Source organism: Aeromicrobium panaciterrae (genome assembly GCF_031457275.1).
Taxonomy (GTDB): Bacteria; Actinomycetota; Actinomycetes; order Propionibacteriales; family Nocardioidaceae; genus Aeromicrobium; species Aeromicrobium panaciterrae_A.
This window is the reverse complement of sequence record NZ_JAVDWH010000001.1, coordinates 223260-240427: the sequence shown is the minus strand read 5'-3', so window position 1 is coordinate 240427 and position 17168 is coordinate 223260. Positions and strand designations below refer to the sequence as shown.

Below are 17168 nucleotides of genomic sequence, written 5' to 3'. Positions count from 1 at the left end.
CTTCACTGACACGTAGAACAGGTTCTAGCAGATCTAGGATACGACCATGGATCGACTCAGTGGACTTGACGCCAGCTTCCTGTACCTCGAGAGCGGCGCGCAGCTCATGCACGTATGCGGTGTGATCGTGGTTGATCCCACGACGATTCCGGGCGGCTACGACTTCCAAACGTTCAAGAAGGAGCTCTCGAATCGCGTCGAGGGCATTGCGATGTTCAACCGCAAGCTCAAGTTCGTACCCGGCGGAATCGACTTCCCGGTCTGGGTGACCGACGACGAGTTCGACATCGATCGGCACGTTCACCGGATGGCTGTTCCCTCACCGGGCAGCGACCGCGAGTTGTCGGAAGTGTCGGGCCACCTGGCCGGCATTCCGCTCGACCGGTCTCGCCCGCTGTGGGAGATGCACGTCATCGAGGGTCTGGCCAACGGCAAGATCGCGATCTTCTCCAAGATGCATCACGCGTCGGTCGACGGCGTCTCGGGATCCAACATGATCTCCTACCTCTGCAGCCTCGAATCTGACGCGGCTCCGCTGGACACCAGCTCCGCAGAGCACCAGCGCGCCCCTTCCAATCTCGAGCTGATCGGCCGCGGTGTTCTGGCGACGGCGACCAAGCCGTGGCAGATCGTCCGTCTGACTGCGCCGACAACCCGGACTCTCGTCGAGACGAGCCGTCGCGCGCGCCGAGGTACGGCGATGGCGGCCCCGCTGACTGCTCCTCGTACGTCGTTCAACTCCACGATCACCGGGCATCGCTCGATCGCGTACACCGACGTGTCGCTCGACACGATCAAGGACATCAAGAAGGCAGTCCCCGGTGCGACGGTCAACGACGTCGTATTGGCGCTCAGTGGTGGAGCTTTGCGCCGCTACCTGCAGGAGCGTGGTGAGCTGCCTGAGACGTCGCTGCTGGCGAGCGTCCCGGTTTCGGTGCGTTCCGAATCAAAGCGTGCAGGGCGCAACCAGGTGTCGTCGATGTTCTGTCGGCTCGGCACCGACATCGAGGATCCGCTCGACCGCATCACCGGAATGGCGCAAGCCAACGTCAACGCCAAGGAACACCACAAGGCGGTTCCGGCCGACACGTTGCAGGAGTGGGCTGAGTTCGCCGCACCTCGTACGTTCGGCCTCGCCGTACGTATGGTGTCCGACCTGCGTCTCGCCGACCGCGCGCCGGTGATTCACAACCTCGTGATCTCGAACGTTCCCGGTCCGCCGGTGCCGCTCTACTTCGTTGGTGCTCGGATCGACGCTCTCTATCCGCTTGGCCCGGTCTTCCACGGCGCCGGACTCAACCTCACCGTGATGAGCAACAACGGTCTGATGCACATCGGTGCCATCGCCTGCAGCGAGCTCATGCCACGTCCATGGGACCTGATCGACAAGTTCCCGGATGAGCTCGAGGCCATGCGCAAGGCCGTCCTCGGCTAACTACTTGGCAGAGGCCAACTGGCGATCGCGAGCGCGGGCTGCCACATCGAGTGCCGCCTCAACGAATACGGGTACGAATTCCTTGTACTCGAGCACACAGCCAGCGTGGCCGCACTCTGCCTTGTGGACCGTGGCGTCAGGGATGAGCTCCGCCAGTTCGAGCTGGCGCTCCGGTGGTATGACGTGGTCGTTGGCGGTCACGACGACGGCAGTGGGCACATCAACCATGTTCAGCCAGGGTGACGAGTGGTGTCGCCCGAGTGAAGCCACGGCCTGACCAACAGCCCAGGCGCTCGTCGAGCGGAACTGCTTCATGGCCCATCGAACGGTGTCAGTGCTGTCTGCGTCGATTGCGTCGACGGCCGCAACACTGGCGCGGTTGATCGTGGCCGAGCGTGACAGCGTGGTGCTCAAGCGCATGCTGAGTTCCATACCGGCGTGGAAGACGCGTTCGCGGCCATTCGTACGAAAGTGCGCTGTGCTTGCTGCCAGGACGATCCCGCTGATCAGATCGGGGCTTTGGCGCCAGACTCGCTGCGCGACGATGGATCCCATCGAATATCCAGCGACGATTGGCTTGTCCAGTTTCAGGGCATCGATCACCGCACCGACGTCATCCGCGCAATCGGAGATCAGGAACTTGTCGGACATGATGCCGCGGCCGTGCCACCGCTGATCGAACGTGATGACCCGGAAATGCTTGGACAGCTCGGGGATCGTGGGGAACCAGGTCAGCTGACCGGTGCATCCGACGGCGTGCAGCAGGATGATCGTGGGAGCGTCGGGAGTCGGTCCGGGTATGTCGGTGAGCCAGGTCTGGCCTCGGCGGCGCAGCTTGAGCCAGCGTCCCTCGGGAAGGTCGACATCGGGGACGTCAAAGAGGTCCCAGGTCGATGGGTCCGGGAGGAGGGGGCGCACGGCGCCAAACATCTTCTTGACCGGGATGGTCACGAGGTACTCCCTTACTCGACTTCCCCAAGAATAGAACACGTTATAGTTTCGGAGCGGGCGAATTGCCCAATGCCTGCAAAGGAGACGATCTGCGTGGACTCGGTACTTGATGAGGTGCGCTCCGTCATTGGCGACGTGCTCGACCGCGGCGATGGCTCATGGCGCGCCCTCCAGGAGTCCGGCTTGCTCGCGCTCGCTGCGCCCGAGAAGCTCGGCGGCGAAGGACTTGGCCTGACCGAGATCTCCGTACTGCTCCACGAGGTCGGCCGTCGCGCCGCCAATCTGCCCGTATGGGAGACGGTCGCCTGCGGCCTGCTGCCCCTCGTACGTTCTGGCTCAGACGACCTGCAGGCTGATCTGGTCCCCAAGGTTCTGGCTGGGGAACTGAAGTTCTCGCCCGCCCTCGGTGAGCCCGGTGTCGCGCTGCCGACTACCCCCACGACAACGTTCGACGGCACGTCCGTCACTGGCACCAAGGTCGGCGTCCCTGTTCTCGAGGGCTCCACGATCCTGCTCGTCTCCGCGGGCGGTGTCGTTGCGCTTGTCGACGCTGATGGCGCCGGAGTCAGCAAGGTCGACACTCTGACGTCCCGCGACACGACCGAAGCGACCTACACGTTCGACGCAGCACCCTCGCTGGGCGAGCTCGATGCAGCCGTCGTACGCAGCCACGCGATCGCCGGCCTCGCTGTCCTCGGCGCAGGAGTCGTCGAAGGTGCCCGCGACCTGACCGCTGGCTACATCAAGGACCGCAAGCAGTTCGGTCGCTCGCTCGCCGAGTTCCAGGCCGTCGCTCAGCAGATCGCCGACGTCTACATCGGCTCGCGCACATTCACGCTGACCGCGACTGAGGTCGTACGTCGCCTCGACGCGGGCGACCCGGCTGACGACGATCTGGCAATCGCTGCGTACTGGTTCGCCAACCGCGCACCGGCGCTGATGCAGATCTGCCAGCACCTCCACGGCGGCATGGGCGTCGACGAGACGTATGACATGCCCCGCTACTTCGCTTCCGTACGCGACGTTGCTCGCCACCTCGGCGGACCGGCCGCGCTCGCCGACGTGCCCGTCAACGAGACGGCCGGCAAGAACGCCGAGCTCACCGTTGAGGAGCGTGCGTTCAAAGCCGAAGCCCGCGACTACCTGATGAACCTGGTCAGCGACGAGGACCGCGACGAGATGCGCAACAACCGTCACGGTCCTGCCTACCACCGCATCATCAAGAAGATGGGTGCCGACAACTGGATGGGCGTCGGCTGGCCCAAGGAGTACGGCGGTCAGGGCCGCGGCGTCATTGAGCAGCAGGTCTTCGTCAACGAGGCGTCGCACGCCGACGTCCACCTCCCGTCGGTCACGCTGCAGACGGTCGGCCCGACGCTTCAGGCGTACGGCACCGAGAAGCAGAAGGACATGTTCCTCGCTGACATCATCACCGGCGATGTGCACTTCGCGATCGGCTACAGCGAGCCCGACGCCGGCACCGACCTCGCTTCGATGCGCACCAGCGCCAAGCGCGACGGCGACCACTACATCGTGAACGGCCAGAAGATGTGGACCACGGGCGGTCACGCAGCCGACTGGGTTTGGCTCGCCGTACGCACCGATCCCGATGCGCCTCCGCACCGCGGCATCTCGGTGTTGATCGTCGACACCAAGGATCCCGGCTACTCATGGACGCCGATCGTCACCAGCGACGGCTCGCACCACACCAACGCGACCTACTTCAACGACGTACGCGTCCCCGTCGACATGCTGGTCGGCGAGGAGAACCGCGGTTGGAGCCTCATCACGACGCAGCTCAACCACGAGCGCGTCATGCTCGGCCCCGCTGGCCGCATCGAAGGTCTGCGCGACCTCGTACGCGAGTGGGCCGAGGGACGTACGGCTCCGGATGGCACTCCTGTGCTCGAGGTGCCGTGGGTGCGCGACACCCTGGCTCGCGCCACCGCTTCGTTCCGCGTCAACGAGCTGCTCAACTGGGCCGTCGCGAATTCTCCGGCGTCGGACAAGACGACCGTCGCTGATGCGTCCACCTCCAAGGTGTTCGCCAGCGACGAGGTTCAGAAGCTCGGCATGGCGCTGACCGACGTCGTCGATGCGTTCGGCGATCCATCCGATCCCGAGACTGGCCGCCTCGCCGAGTACCTCGACAAGACCGCCAAGCGCAACCTCGTGTTGAGCTTCGGTGGCGGCGTCAACGAGGTGCAGCGCGAGCTGATTGCCATGTTCGGCCTCGATCTTCCAAGGGTTCCACGATGACAGATCCGATCATTGAACTGACCGACAAGATCAAGGCGCGAGGCAAGAGCCCTGCGCGTTTGGCGCCGGACCCGGTCAATGGTCCGATGATTCGGCACTGGGCCGAAGCAATCGGCGACACCAACCCGCGTTGGGCTCCCGGACCTGACACCGAGGCGCCGCCCGCAATGGCGCAGGTGTGGACGATGTACGGGCTCAACCCCGAGCGGATGCCGAACGACCCGCTGCCGGACACGATGCAGGTGCTCGACGACGCCGGATTCACCTCGGTGCTCGGCACCAACTGCGACCAGACCTACGCGCGCACTCTGAAGCCCGGCGAAGTGCCGAGCATCAGCACGTACCTCTCAGACGTCATGGGCCCCAAGAAGACCGGCGTCGGCGAGGGCTACTTCATCACAACCAAGAGCGTCTGGACCGTCGGCGACGAAGAGGTCGCGACGATGACGTTCCGCGTCCTCAAGTTCAAGCCCGGCACCGGCCGCGCCTCGGTCGACAAGACGAAGTCGTCGCGGCCGATGATGAACAAGGACACCTCTTTCTTCTGGGAAGGCACCCAGGCAGGCGAACTGCGCATCCAGAAGTGCAACGCCTGCGGCGAGCTCCGCCACCCACCCGGACCCGTCTGCCCGAAGTGCCATGCGATGGATCGCGGCTTTGTCGTCGCATCGGGCAAGGGAACGGTTCGTTCGTTCCTGGTGCACCACGCTCCCGTCGTACCCGGCAAGCAGCTCCCACTCACGCTCGCGCTGGTCGACCTCGAAGAGGGCGTCCGGATGATTGGCGAGGTCAAGGGCGACGTCGCGATCGGCGATGCCGTCGAGGTCTGGTTCGACCCAATCGATGATGAAGTGACGCTTGCCAAGTGGCAGCCCGCTGGCACCCCGGCTCCGGAGCCTGCGCCCGAAGAGAATCCCCCGCCGCTACGCGCTACTTTGCGGGAGGTACCCCCATCCGACATCCCGGTTTGGGAGGTGCCGATCACGCCGACGCTCGTCGTTTCGACGGCGCTCGCTACTCGCGACTTCCAGGATGTCCATCACGACCGTGACCGCTCGATCGGTCATGGAAGCAAGGACATCTTCATCAACATCCTCAGCACGACGGGACTCGTGCAGCGCTACATCACCGACTGGGCGGGCCCGCAGACGCAGATCCTTTCCTGCGCGCTTCGCCTCGGAGCGCCGGCGTACCCGTACGACACGCTGCGCTTCACCGGCAACATCGTGTCCGAGGAGGACGGCGTGACGACGATCGACGTCACCGCTGCCGTCTCGATCGGCAACCATGCGAACGCACGACTGGAGATCCGCAAATGAACACTTTCAGTGGTGCAGCCGCGATCGCCGGAATTGGCGCGACCGAGTTCTCGAAGGAGTCGGGTCGTTCGGAGCTGCAGCTCTCGGCCGAGGCGACTCTTGCCGCTCTCGCGGATGCGGGATTGTCGACGTCTGATGTCGATGGACTCGTCACGTTCACGATGGACAGCACCTCCGAGATCGCGCTGGCGCGTGAGCTCGGCATGGGTGACCTGCGCTTCTTCAGCCGCATCAACTACGGCGGCGGCGCTGCCTGCGGAACGGTGCAGCAGGCGGCCATGGCTGTCGCTACCGGCGTCGCCGATGTCGTCGTCGCCTACCGCGGCTTCAACGAGCGGTCGGGTCAGCGGTTCGGTCAGGTCCAGAAGTGGGCAGCCGAGCAGGTCAACACCAACGGTCTCGACAATGCCTGGTCCTACCCGCACGGCCTCTCGACTCCGGCCGCCACGGTCGCGATGCAGGCCCGTCGTTACATGCACGAGTACGGCGCAACCTCGGCCGACTTCGGCGCGGTTGCTGTTGCTGACCGCAAGCACGCCGCGAAGAACCCCAACGCGTTCTTCTACGAGAAGCCGATCACGATCGAGGACCACCAGAACTCACGGCTGATTGCTGATCCGCTGCGACTCCTCGACTGCTGCCAGGAGAGCGATGGCGCTGTCGCCATCGTCGTCACGTCCACTGAGCGCGCTCGCGACCTCAAGGCCGGAGCTGTGCCGATCCTCGCCGCCGCCCAGGGCAGCGCCGCAGATCAGTTCGTGATGACCTCGTACTACCGCGACAACATCGGCATCCCCGAGATCGGCGTTGTCGGTCGTGAGCTGTGGCGTCAGTCAGGTCTGACACCGGCAGACATCCAGACCGCGGTCCTCTACGACCACTTCACGCCGTACGTGCTGATGCAGCTCGAGGAGCTCGGCTTCTGCGGACGTGGCGAGGCCAAGGACTTCATCGCCAATGGCGCGATCGAGATCGGCGGCAAGCTGCCGCTCAACACTCACGGCGGCCAGCTCGGCGAGGCGTACATCCACGGCATGAATGGCATCGCCGAAGGCGTACGTCAGATCCGCGGAACCTCGGTCAACCCGGTGCCGGACGTCGAGAACGTGCTGGTCACAGCGGGTACTGGCGTACCGACCTCAGGCCTCGTCCTCGGCAAGTAGGTCGCGACCACCCTGCCCCTAGCCCCGAGGTACGAGGGGCGGGAGCGAAGCGAAGGGGCGCACGACGAGAGGCTCGCTCGAGCCATTCGTCTCACCACGCTTCGGCCTCGTTCCTCGGCCTCCCAGTCGCTTCGCTCCTTAGCGGACGAGTTTGGCCAGCAGGCAGAGCCAGCCGGTCTCTTCGTCATCGTTGGAGCGTTCGGTCCACTCGGGAGTCAGCCCGGCCTGCGCGAGTGAAGCTGTGAAGTCGTCCTCCGTACGGAGCACCCGGTAGTAGGGATTGCCTGACTCGCCGTCCTGCCAACCCGCGTCCTCGCCGAGAGGTATGGAGACAAGGAAGCGGCCGCTCGGACTCAACGCCGCAGCAACCTTCGCGAGGACGACGCCAAGATCATCGGACTCCATGTGTTGCAGAACGTGGAGCGTGACGACGGCGTCGTAGGGTCCGCCGAGGTTGTCGTTGATGGCGTCGAGCCGGTCGACTGACTTCCCACGTGAGCGCTGGAAGTCGATGAACGCCTGGGTGATGTCTGTACGTCGTACGGTCAGCCCGGCGTCCTCGAGCTGGTCGGCATCCCAACCTGGGCCGGAGCCAATCTCCAGGACGTGAGCTCCGGGCATCGTCTCGATCAGACGCGTCAGGCCGCCAGACAGGACGTGGCCGCCCTTGGTGTCGCGCGCGTATTCGTCGGCGATCTGTTCGTATGACTCAACAGTTCGCGCGTTGGGCGAAGGCTCCATGCCTTCGACCCTAGGTCGGGATCAGCGACGAGTCACGAAGCAGTCAGCCAGGGCCGGGCGATTGTCGTCGCCAACCGTGACTGTCACTGCGATGCCTTCGGGCTCATCCCATGCGTTGATCGACAGCGTCTCGCCCGGGAACACGACGCCGGCGAAACGAGCGCCGAAGCCGCCCACCTTGCTGGCATCGCCGTCGAGGAGCAGGTCGATAACTTCGCGCAGCACGATGCCGTACGTCGCGAGGCCGTGCAGGATCGGAGCCGGGAAGCCAGCGCCAGCTGCGAATGCCGGGTCGGCGTGCAGCGGGTTGCGGTCGCCGCAGAGGCGGTAGAGCAGGGCCTGCTGCGGGGTGACGGTGTACGACGCGGTGCCATCGGGCGCACGGTCGGGCACGGCGATGGCATTGCTCTCGCCTCGGTTGCCGCCCCAGCCACCCTCGCCCTTGACGAAGATCGAGGAGCGTACGCGCCACAGCTCGGCACCGTTCGGATCGACCGCGACACCTTCTTGCCAGATGACGGCAGCCTTGCCCTTGTCCCAGACGTCCGTGATGGTCGTCGTCAGCGTGGCAGAGCCCGAGGTGGGCAGCGGCGACGTGAGGTGGACTTCCTGGGCGCCGTGAACGACCTGGGTCAGCGTGATGTCGCAGCCCGGCAGGTCGAGCGACGGGGGGTTGGTCTCGTGGAACGACGGCGCGACGACCGCGAAGCTCGGCAGTACCTGGAGTGCGTCGGAGTCGAGCGTCCAGCGGAGCGCGTCGGCCGACATGTTGTCGCCGGGACGCGATCCGGCACCAACGGCAAGCTGATAGAGCAGTACATCGCTGCTGGTCCAGGAGAATTCCTGGGTTCCGACGGTGGCGCCGATGGCGACGTTGGGATCGATTGGCATCAGGCTTTGCCCTTCGCAATGTCTTCAGCGGCGAGGTAACCGAACGTCATCGCGGGGCCGATGGTCGCGCCGGGACCGGCGTACGTGTGACCCATGACGGCCGACGAGACGTTGCCCGCGGCGTACAGACCTTCGATGACCGAGCCGTCAGCGCGAAGTGCGCGCGCACGCTCGTCGGTGACGATGCCGCCCTTGGTGCCGAGGTCGCCCGGCACGATCTTGACGGCGTAGAACGGGCCCTGGTCGATGCTGTGCAGCGACGGGTTGGGCTTCACGCGTGGGTCGGCGTAGTAGCGGTCGTACGCGCTGTCGCCGCGGTGGAAGTCCTCGTCGTTGCCAGTCTTGGCGAAGCCGTTGAAGCGCTCGATCGTCGACTCGAGCGCGTCGGTGGGAACGGCGATCGCCTCGGCGAGCTTGGCGAGCGACGATGCCTTGACCACGGCGCCGCTCTTGAGCCAGCGACCCGGGAACGGCTGACGCGGACCGAGCCCGGCAAAGAGGTAGCGGTTGCGGTAGCGCTGGTCGATGATCAGCCAGGCCGGGACGTGCGAGACGCCAGTGGCCTCGCCCTTGTAGATCTCGTGAGTTGCCTCGACGTACGGCAGCGCCTCGTTCATGAACCGCTTGCCGGCCGAGTTGACGATGATCGAGCCGGGCAGGTTGCGCTCCGACAGGCAGAACCATGGGCCGTTTGGCAGCGGGATCGTCGGGCCCCACCAGGCGTCGTCCATCATGTCGATCGCTGCGCCGATGGCGACGCCAGCTTCGATGCCGGCGCCGGTGTTGCTCGCTGCGGCGGTGCTCCAGTCGGCGTTGGTCGGCGTGGGGAGGTACTTCTCGCGCAGACCTTCGCTCTTCTCGAATCCGCCAGAGCCGAGGATCACGCCGCGGCGGGCACGGATGACGATTTCCTTGCCGTCGCGCTGAGCGCGTACGCCGACGACTCGACCGTTCTCGATCACCAGTCCGGTGAGCTCAGTCTCGTAGTAGACGGGGACCTTGGCGTCGACCAGCGCTTTGCGGAGGCTGATCGTGAGGGCGTTGCCCATCGCGTACATCTTGCGACCGAGCAGCGAGCTGATCACCCGCATGATGACGACCCGCATCATCGTGAGCGGTCCACGAATCGATCGCATGCCGAGGCTGATCTTGCGGAAATCGGCCTGGGTAACGATGAGGTTTGCCGGCGCCTTGGCGTACGGCGGGTGCAGACGCTCGAGCTCGTCGCCGAGGATGCGGCCGTCCATCGGGATTGGCTCGACGCTGCGTCCCTGCGAGCGGCCGCCCGGCTGCTCGGGGAGGTAGTCGGAGTAGCCGGGAACCCACTTGAGCTTGACCGGGGTCTTGTTGAGCAGGAAGTCGATGACCTCGGGGCCGCGGTCAAGGAACGTCTCGCGACGGATCTTGGGGACTTCGTCGCCGACGATGGCCTGTAGGTAGTCGCTCGCGTCCTGGCGGTCAGTCGCGCTGACCTGGCCGGCCGCCTTGAGAGCAGCGTTGCCGGGAACCCAGACACCGCCGCCGGAGCGCGCGGTGGAGCCACCGAAGAAGGCGCTCTTCTCGATCAGGACGGTGTCGAGGCCATGGTCAGCAGCGGCGAGAGCGGCCGTCATACCGGCGCCTCCGGCTCCTACGACGACGACGTCATACGTCTCTTCCATGGGACCTCCGTCGGGGTGAACTACCGCAAAACTGTAACAGGTTCTAGTATGACGGTTGTGTCCTCCATGAAGGCTGATTCCGCCGCCATCGCTGCCGCGACCGAGCGGCTTGCGCAGGCGCTGGCAACCCGAGTGCCGTGCGCAGCAGTGCGCGATCTGATCGGGACTGATGACTTGCCCGCGGCATACGCCGTGCAGCAGGGACTCGTGCAGAAGCGGCTGGCGCTGGGCGCGACTGTCGTTGGCCGCAAGATCGGCGCCACCTCCGAAGCTGTTCAGAAGCAGCTGGGCGTGGATCAGCCAGACTTCGGCTACCTGCTCGACGAGATGGATGTGAGCTACGGCGTCGACGGCACCCCGATCTCGATGCGCACCCTCGTGCAGCCTCGAGTCGAAGCGGAAGTCGCCTTCCGACTGAGCCGTGACATCGATGTCCCCGAGGACCAGATCACCCTCGACTTCGTACGCGAGTCCGTTGACGTGGCGATTCCCGCGTTGGAGATCGTCGACTCGCGCATCGAAAACTGGAATATCGAGTTCACCGACACCGTCGCCGACAACGCGTCGAGCGGCCTCTATGTCATCGGCGACGCGGGCCTCCCGCTGTCGGAGATCGAGCCGCGCGACGTCGTCATGAGCCTCACCATCAATGACGAAGAGCGTTCGGCCGGCACCGGTGCTGCCTGCTTGGGCGATCCTCTTGAAGCGCTGAGGTGGCTCGCCGTTCAGGCCGCACGCTTCGGCGACCCGCTGCGTGCGGGACACCTGATCTTGTCCGGGGCCTTGGGGCCCTTCGTGCCGTTTGCCGCGGGTGACCGCGTGACGGCTTCCATCAGTGGGTTCGCGCCCCTGACCGTCTCCTTCGAGGAGTAAGAAATATGACCCGCAAAGTCACCGCGGCCATCGTCGGCCCGGGCAACATCGGAACCGACCTGCTCTACAAGCTGCTCCGCAGCGATGTCATCGAGCCGCGCTGGATGATCGGCGTTGACGCCTCGTCCGAAGGTCTCAAGCTCGCTCGCGATCGCGGCGTCGAGGCATCGCATGAGGGTGTCGACTGGCTGCTCAAGCAGGACGAGCTGCCCGAGCTGATCTTCGAGGCGACCTCCGCGTACGTCCACCGCGAATACGCACCCCGTTACGAAGAGGCCGGCATCAAGGCGATCGACCTGACGCCCGCCGCTGTCGGACCCGCGGTCATTCCGCCGGTCAACGGCGAAGAACACATCCTCGCTCCCAACGTCAACATGATCACCTGTGGCGGCCAGGCCACGATCCCGATGGTCTACGCCGTCTCGCGCATCGCGCCCGTGCCGTACGCCGAGATCGTCGCTTCGGTCTCCAGCGCTTCGGCCGGTCCCGGTACCCGCGCCAACATCGACGAGTTCACTCGTACGACCAGCAACGGCGTGATGACGATCGGTGGTGCCGAAAAGGGCAAGGCCATCATCATCCTCAACCCGGCCGAGCCGCCCATGATCATGCGCGACACGATCTTCTGCGGTGTCAGCGCCGATGCCGATCGCGACGCGATCTCGCAGTCAGTGTTCGACATGGCGAAGTCGGTTCAGGAGTACGTACCGGGCTACCGACTTCTTCAGGATCCGCAGTTCGATGACGCCAGTGAAGCCACGATGGGTATGACCAAGGTCAGCATCTTCGTCGAGGTCGAAGGCGCCGGTGACTACCTGCCCCCGTTCGCAGGCAACCTCGACATCATGACCGCCGCCGCGACCCGCGTCGGTGAGTCGATCGCAAGGGAGATCGTCCGATGAGTACTGCACCTTCCGTCTCCAGCCTCGACACCTCGATCGACTCGCTCGCCCGCAAGTGGTCGGACACTGACAAGTCGAGCAAGCTCGACCTGCGGCTGACCGACACCTGCCTGCGTGACGGCTCGCACCACAAGCGTCACCAGTTCGTGCCGCAGGAGGTGCGCGACATCGTCGGCGCTCTCGACTCTGCCGGCATCCCGATCATCGAGGTCACCCACGGTGACGGCCTGGGCGGATCGTCGTTCAACTACGGCTTCTCCAAGACGCCCGAGCAGGAGCTCATCAAGCTCGCCGCCGAGACGGCCAAGAAGGCGCGCATTGCCTTCCTGATGCTGCCCGGTGTCGGCACCAAGGACGACATCCGAGCTGCCCAGGACAACGGTGGTCAGATCTGCCGCATCGCGACTCACAGCACTGAGGCCGACACGTCGCGCCAGCACTTCGGTCTGGCTCGTGAGCTCGGTCTGGAGACCGTCGGCTTCCTGATGATGAGCCACACGGTTTCGCCTGAAGTTCTGGCTCAGCAGGCTCGGATCATGGTCGACGCCGGCTGCCAGTGCGTATATGTCGTCGACTCTGCAGGCGCGCTGATCATGGAAGGCGTCGCCGACCGCGTACACGCACTCGTTGCCGAGATCGGCAACGAAGCCACGATCGGTTTCCACGGTCACGAGAACCTCGGCCTCGGCGTCGCCAATACTGTCGTCGCAGCTCGCGCAGGTGCCACCCAGATCGACGGTTCGGTACGTCGCTTCGGCGCCGGAGCGGGCAACACCCCGCTCGAGGCGTTCATCGGTGTCGCCGACAAACTCGGCTGGAACACCGGCGTCGACTTCCTGCAGATCGTTGATGCGGCTGAAGACGTCATCCGCCCGGCCATGCCGGAGGAGTGCACTCTCAACCGGATGACCCTGATGATGGGTTACGCCGGTGTCTACTCGTCGTTCCTCAAGCACGCGGGCAACGCCGCCGATCGCTACGGCGTCTCCGGTGCCCAGATCCTGCTCGAAGCCGGCCAGCGCAAGCTGATCGGTGGCCAGGAGGATCAGCTCATCGACATCGCCCTGATGCTGAAGGCAAAGAACGAGGCCAACGCTTAGTCGCTGCCCAGCTTCTGCTGGAACTCGCCGTACGAAATAAGGCCGTCGGCGAAACCGAATGTGCCGTGCTCGAGCATTTCGCGTCCGGCGCGGTCGACCAGGCTGAGAGCTGCGCGCGTCAGGGTGCCGCCGATGCTGATCCGGGCGACGCCCAGGTCGCGCAGGGTGGCTGCGTCGAGCACCGGCTCGACCAGTCCTGCGACGACGTTGACCGGCGCACCGATCTCGGCGGTCAGTCGGCCAATCTCGTCGGCATCGCTGACGCCTGGGACGAAAATGCAGTCGGCTCCGGCGTCGACGTACTGCTCTGCGCGCCGGATCGTCTCGGCGAAGGCGTCCGGGTGACTGACCATGTACGTGTCGGTGCGCGCATTGAGTACGAACGATCCAGCGGGCGCAGCGCTTCGTGCGGCTTCGAGCCGTTCGCGCCCCTCTTCGACTGAGAACAGCCCTCCGGATGGGGTCGCGTCCTCCAGGTTGCCGCCGACGACTCCGATCGCGACGGCCGCGGCGACGGTCGATGCGACCTGGTCGGGGGTGTTGCCATACCCGGACTCGAGGTCGGCGCTCACCGGGCAGTCCACCGCTTCGACGATCAAGGCGATGCAGTCGAGCATGTCGGCGCCGGTCATGCCAGCGTCGGGGAGGCCACGACTGAAAGCGATTCCGGCGCTGGTCGTGGCAATTGCTGGGAAGCCGACCTGCTCCAGCAAGCGTGCCGATCCGCCGTCCCACGCATTTGGCAGGATGAATCCGGCACCAGGCCTATGGAGGGCCAGGAACGCTGCAGCGGCGGCATTCATATCGCCAGTGTCGCAGGTTGACCCACCGATGGACTTAATACTAGAACGTGTTCTAGTATTGCCCGTAGACGATCTCCCAAGGAGCTGCAATGACCCAGGCTGTACTGGATGGCGTACGAGACCTCCTTCCCACGCTGCGCGAGCGCGCTGACGAGACTGAGCGACTTCGCCAGGTCCCCGAGGCCTCGGTCAAGGAGTTGGAAGAGACTGGCTTCTTCCGCCTGCTTCAGCCCAAGCGCTTCGACGGCCTCGAGGCCGACCCGATCGACTTCTACACCGCTGTCGCGCTCATCGCATCGGCCTGTGGCTCGACCGGTTGGATCTCCTCGGTCCTCGGTGTTCACCCGTGGCAGGTCGGCCTGTTCCACGACGACGCGCAGCAGGCTGTCTGGGGCGCTGACACCAGCACCCGCCTGAGCTCGTCGTACGCACCCACCGGCAAGGCGACCATCGCCGAAGGTGGCTACACGCTCGAGGGTCGCTGGAGCTTCTCGTCCGGCTCGGCTCACGCCAGCTGGGTGCTGCTCGGTGGCCTCGTCTCCAACGAAGAGGGCCAGATCGTCGACTTCAAGACGTTCATGGTTCCCCGCGAGAAGTACGAGATCGTCGACGTCTGGAACGTAGTCGGCCTCGCCGGCACCGGCTCCAACGACATCGTCGTTGCCCCGACGTTCATCCCCAACGAGTTCACGCTCTCCATGGGTGACACCGGTCGCTGCTTCGGTCCCGGTCAGGAGCAGAACACCAGCGATCTCTACAAGCTGCCGTTCCACTCGCTCTTCACCACGACCATCACGGCTCCGATCGTCGGCATGGCACGCGGTGCCTACGCCGAGCACGTCGAGCAGCAGCAGGCTCGCGTACGCGCTGCTTACCTCGGCGAGAAGGCTTCGTCCGACCCGTTCGCAGCCGTACGTATCGCTCGCGCTTCCAGCGAGATCGACGCGGCTTGGGAACTCTGCATGGCCAACATCCGCCAGGAGCAGGCGCTCGTCGCCAAGGGTGAGAAGATCCCGATCCCTCTGCGCCTCAAGGTTCGTCGCGACCAGGTGCTCGGCACCCAGCGCGCGATCGACGCGATCGACGTTCTCTTCGAGTCGTCAGGTGGCCGTGCGCTGGCCAACGGCACTTACCTGCAGCGCGCCTGGCGCGATGCTCACGCCGGTCGTGTCCACGCAGCCAACGATCCCGAGCGCGCACTGCAGATGTTCGGCATGTCGGAGTTCGGTCACAAGGTCGACCCAGGGATGTACTGATGGTCCCAAGTGGCGACAAGGCGGTCGACCGCGAATCAACCCGCCGTTCCGCCAAGGCCGGCGACCTCACCCTCAACTACTACGAGGCCGGTGAGCCGACCGCTGTTGGTGGCGGCCTGCCTCTGGTGATGCTGCACGGTGGCGGACCCGGTGCTTCGGCATGGTCCAACTTCGGCTCGGCCCTTCCGGGCTTCGCTGAGGATTTCCGTACGCTGCTCGTCGATCAGCCCGGCTTCGGGCAGAGCGACAAGCCGCCGGTTGTTGGCAACTACTTCCGCCACTCGGCCACGATCATCAAGGACTTCCTTGATGAGCTCGGCATTGAGCGCATCCACCTCCTCGGCAACAGCCTGGGCGGCGGCACCGCGGCACGCTTCGCACTGATGTACCCCGAGCGTGTGGGTCGCCTCGTGCTCATGGGCCCCGGCGGACTCAACCTCAGCCTTTTCCACGCCGATCCGACCGAGGGCGTCAAGCGCCTCATGGACTTCGGCGCTGCCCCGACTCGCGAGTCGCTGCGGGCGTTCATCTCCACGATGGTCGTCGACCAGTCCCTGGTCACTGACGAACTCGTCGAAGAACGCTTCGCAGACGCCACGGCACCGGGAGCGCAGGAAGCCATGCAGTCGATGGGCATGTCCTTCTGGAATCCCGACAGCTTCGAAGACGGCCTGATCTGGCGAGATGCTCACCAGCTCAAGCGGCCGACGCTGCTGACCTGGGGTCGCGAAGACCGGGTCAACCCGCTCGACGGTGCGTTCGTTGCGCTGAAGATGATCCCCAAGGCAACGCTGCACGTGTTCCCCAACTGCGGACACTGGGCGCAGATCGAGGCGGCTGACGAGTTCCGCCAGGTCTGCACCGCGTACCTCTCCAACCATGTCGAAAGGAGCCGTTCATGACCATCGACATCAAGTCCATGGGTTATGCCCGGGTCGCCTCCACCAACCTCGACGACTGGAAGCAGTTCGCCGGCAAGGTGCTCGGCCTGGCCGAGGGCCGTGGCCCCAACCCGGACAACCTCTACTACCGCATCGACGAGGTCTCGGCCCGTCTGGTGGTTTTCCCGTCTGACACCGACCAGCTCGACTGCGTCGGCTGGGAGCTTGCCGACCACGACGCGCTCCAGGCTGCTCGCGAACACCTCAGCAAGGCTGGCGTCCAGAGCACCGAGGGCACTCCTGAGGAACTGGCCGAGCGCCGAGTCCAGGAGCTCGTACGGTTCACGGATCCGTTCGGCAACGTCTTTGAGCTGTTCCACGGCATCACGTACGAATCACGCCCCGTCGTGACCCCGTACGCCGCAAAGTTCGTGACTGGCGACCAGGGCATGGGCCACGTCGTCATCCCTGTCGATGACGATGTCGAGGCACTCAAGTTCTACCGCGACGTCCTCGGCTTCCGCCTTCGCGACTCCATGTCGATGCCCGGCGAGTTCGTCGGCAAGCCCGCTGGCTCCAAGATCTGGCTGCGCTTTCTCGGCGTCAACCCGCGTCACCACTCGCTGGCGTTCCTCCCGATGCCCAACCCGAGCCGCTGTGTTCACCTGATGCTCGAAGTCGACAAGCTCGACGATGTCGGCCGCGCGCTCGAGCGCGTCAAGAAGCACAAGGCGCCCCTATCAGCGACGCTCGGCCGTCACATGAACGACGAAATGGTCTCGTTCTACGTGAAGTCGCCCGGTGGATTCGACATCGAGTTCGGTTGCGAAGGTCTCACGGTCAGCGACGAACGCTGGGTTGCTCGCGAATCGACCGCTGTCTCGTACTGGGGCCACGCGTTCGGCCAGTCCGGTTAGGGATGAAACAGTGGGC

General features: G+C 65.0%; 15 protein-coding genes. 10 read left to right on the top strand and 5 right to left on the bottom strand.

Annotation, left to right across the window (positions count from 1 at the left end; translation table 11 throughout):
* Positions 1 to 46 precede the first annotated feature (46 nt).
* A complete protein-coding gene (locus tag J2X11_RS01170) occupies positions 47 to 1435 on the top strand; it encodes a WS/DGAT/MGAT family O-acyltransferase (RefSeq protein ID WP_309965631.1) in 1389 nt (462 codons plus the stop codon).
* Here J2X11_RS01170 and J2X11_RS01165 read toward each other — a convergent pair whose 3' ends face one another.
* Complete coding sequence (locus tag J2X11_RS01165) at positions 1436 to 2386, bottom strand: alpha/beta fold hydrolase (RefSeq protein ID WP_309965628.1); 951 nt, start codon at positions 2384 to 2386, stop codon at positions 1436 to 1438.
* A 93-nt stretch (positions 2387 to 2479) separates the two neighbouring features.
* Between J2X11_RS01165 and J2X11_RS01160 the strand changes: the two genes are divergently transcribed.
* From J2X11_RS01160 to J2X11_RS01150, 3 genes are read left to right on the top strand one after another with little or no spacing between them, the layout of a single operon-like run.
* A complete protein-coding gene (locus J2X11_RS01160) occupies positions 2480 to 4645 on the top strand; it encodes an acyl-CoA dehydrogenase (protein ID WP_309965625.1) in 2166 nt (721 codons plus the stop codon).
* Positions 4642 to 5964 (top strand): OB-fold domain-containing protein, encoded by a 1323-nt coding sequence (locus J2X11_RS01155; protein ID WP_309965620.1) that lies wholly within the window; start codon positions 4642 to 4644, stop codon positions 5962 to 5964. Before J2X11_RS01160 ends, J2X11_RS01155 begins: the two co-directional genes overlap by 4 nt.
* A complete protein-coding gene (locus tag J2X11_RS01150) occupies positions 5961 to 7127 on the top strand; it encodes a lipid-transfer protein (protein WP_309965617.1) in 1167 nt (388 codons plus the stop codon). Before J2X11_RS01155 ends, J2X11_RS01150 begins: the two co-directional genes overlap by 4 nt.
* Positions 7128 to 7265: 138 nt before the next feature.
* On the opposite strand, the gene J2X11_RS01145 is transcribed toward J2X11_RS01150, so the two are convergent.
* The 3 genes from J2X11_RS01145 to kstD are packed head-to-tail and all read right to left on the bottom strand — an operon-like array spanning position 7266 to position 10420.
* Positions 7266 to 7868, bottom strand: coding sequence for a class I SAM-dependent methyltransferase (locus J2X11_RS01145; RefSeq protein ID WP_309965614.1), 603 nt, complete (start codon positions 7866 to 7868; stop codon positions 7266 to 7268).
* 21 nt (positions 7869 to 7889) lie between these two features.
* Positions 7890 to 8759 carry a MaoC/PaaZ C-terminal domain-containing protein gene (locus J2X11_RS01140; RefSeq protein WP_309965611.1) on the bottom strand — a complete coding sequence of 290 codons (870 nt, stop codon included), beginning with the start codon at positions 8757 to 8759 and terminating at the stop codon, positions 7890 to 7892.
* A complete protein-coding gene (kstD, locus tag J2X11_RS01135) occupies positions 8759 to 10420 on the bottom strand; it encodes a 3-oxosteroid 1-dehydrogenase (protein ID WP_309965608.1) in 1662 nt (553 codons plus the stop codon). Before kstD ends, J2X11_RS01140 begins: the two co-directional genes overlap by 1 nt.
* A gap of 48 nt (positions 10421 to 10468) precedes the next feature.
* On the opposite strand from kstD, the gene J2X11_RS01130 reads away from it, so the two are divergent.
* From J2X11_RS01130 to dmpG, 3 genes are read left to right on the top strand one after another with little or no spacing between them, the layout of a single operon-like run.
* Positions 10469 to 11293: a 2-keto-4-pentenoate hydratase gene (locus J2X11_RS01130; protein WP_309965605.1), complete on the top strand. Its 825-nt coding sequence runs from the start codon at positions 10469 to 10471 to the stop codon at positions 11291 to 11293.
* A gap of 5 nt (positions 11294 to 11298) precedes the next feature.
* Positions 11299 to 12195 (top strand): acetaldehyde dehydrogenase (acetylating), encoded by an 897-nt coding sequence (locus J2X11_RS01125; RefSeq protein ID WP_309965602.1) that lies wholly within the window; start codon positions 11299 to 11301, stop codon positions 12193 to 12195.
* Positions 12192 to 13295 carry a 4-hydroxy-2-oxovalerate aldolase gene (gene dmpG, locus J2X11_RS01120; RefSeq protein WP_309965599.1) on the top strand — a complete coding sequence of 368 codons (1104 nt, stop codon included), beginning with the start codon at positions 12192 to 12194 and terminating at the stop codon, positions 13293 to 13295. The genes J2X11_RS01125 and dmpG overlap by 4 nt, the downstream gene beginning before the upstream one ends.
* Here the strand turns inward: dmpG and J2X11_RS01115 are convergent.
* Complete coding sequence (locus J2X11_RS01115) at positions 13292 to 14098, bottom strand: isocitrate lyase/PEP mutase family protein (protein WP_309965596.1); 807 nt, start codon at positions 14096 to 14098, stop codon at positions 13292 to 13294. The genes dmpG and J2X11_RS01115 overlap by 4 nt on opposite strands.
* A gap of 89 nt (positions 14099 to 14187) precedes the next feature.
* Between J2X11_RS01115 and hsaA the strand changes: the two genes are divergently transcribed.
* The 3 genes from hsaA to hsaC are packed head-to-tail and all read left to right on the top strand — an operon-like array spanning position 14188 to position 17152.
* Entirely contained in the window at positions 14188 to 15354 is a 1167-nt protein-coding gene (gene hsaA, locus J2X11_RS01110) for a 3-hydroxy-9,10-secoandrosta-1,3,5(10)-triene-9,17-dione monooxygenase oxygenase subunit (protein WP_309965594.1), read from the top strand.
* Complete coding sequence (hsaD, locus tag J2X11_RS01105) at positions 15354 to 16256, top strand: 4,5:9,10-diseco-3-hydroxy-5,9,17-trioxoandrosta-1(10),2-diene-4-oate hydrolase (RefSeq protein WP_309965591.1); 903 nt, start codon at positions 15354 to 15356, stop codon at positions 16254 to 16256. The genes hsaA and hsaD overlap by 1 nt, the downstream gene beginning before the upstream one ends.
* A complete protein-coding gene (gene hsaC / locus J2X11_RS01100; protein WP_309965588.1) occupies positions 16253 to 17152 on the top strand; it encodes an iron-dependent extradiol dioxygenase HsaC in 900 nt (299 codons plus the stop codon). The genes hsaD and hsaC overlap by 4 nt, the downstream gene beginning before the upstream one ends.
* The last annotated feature ends 16 nt before the right edge of the window (positions 17153 to 17168 follow it).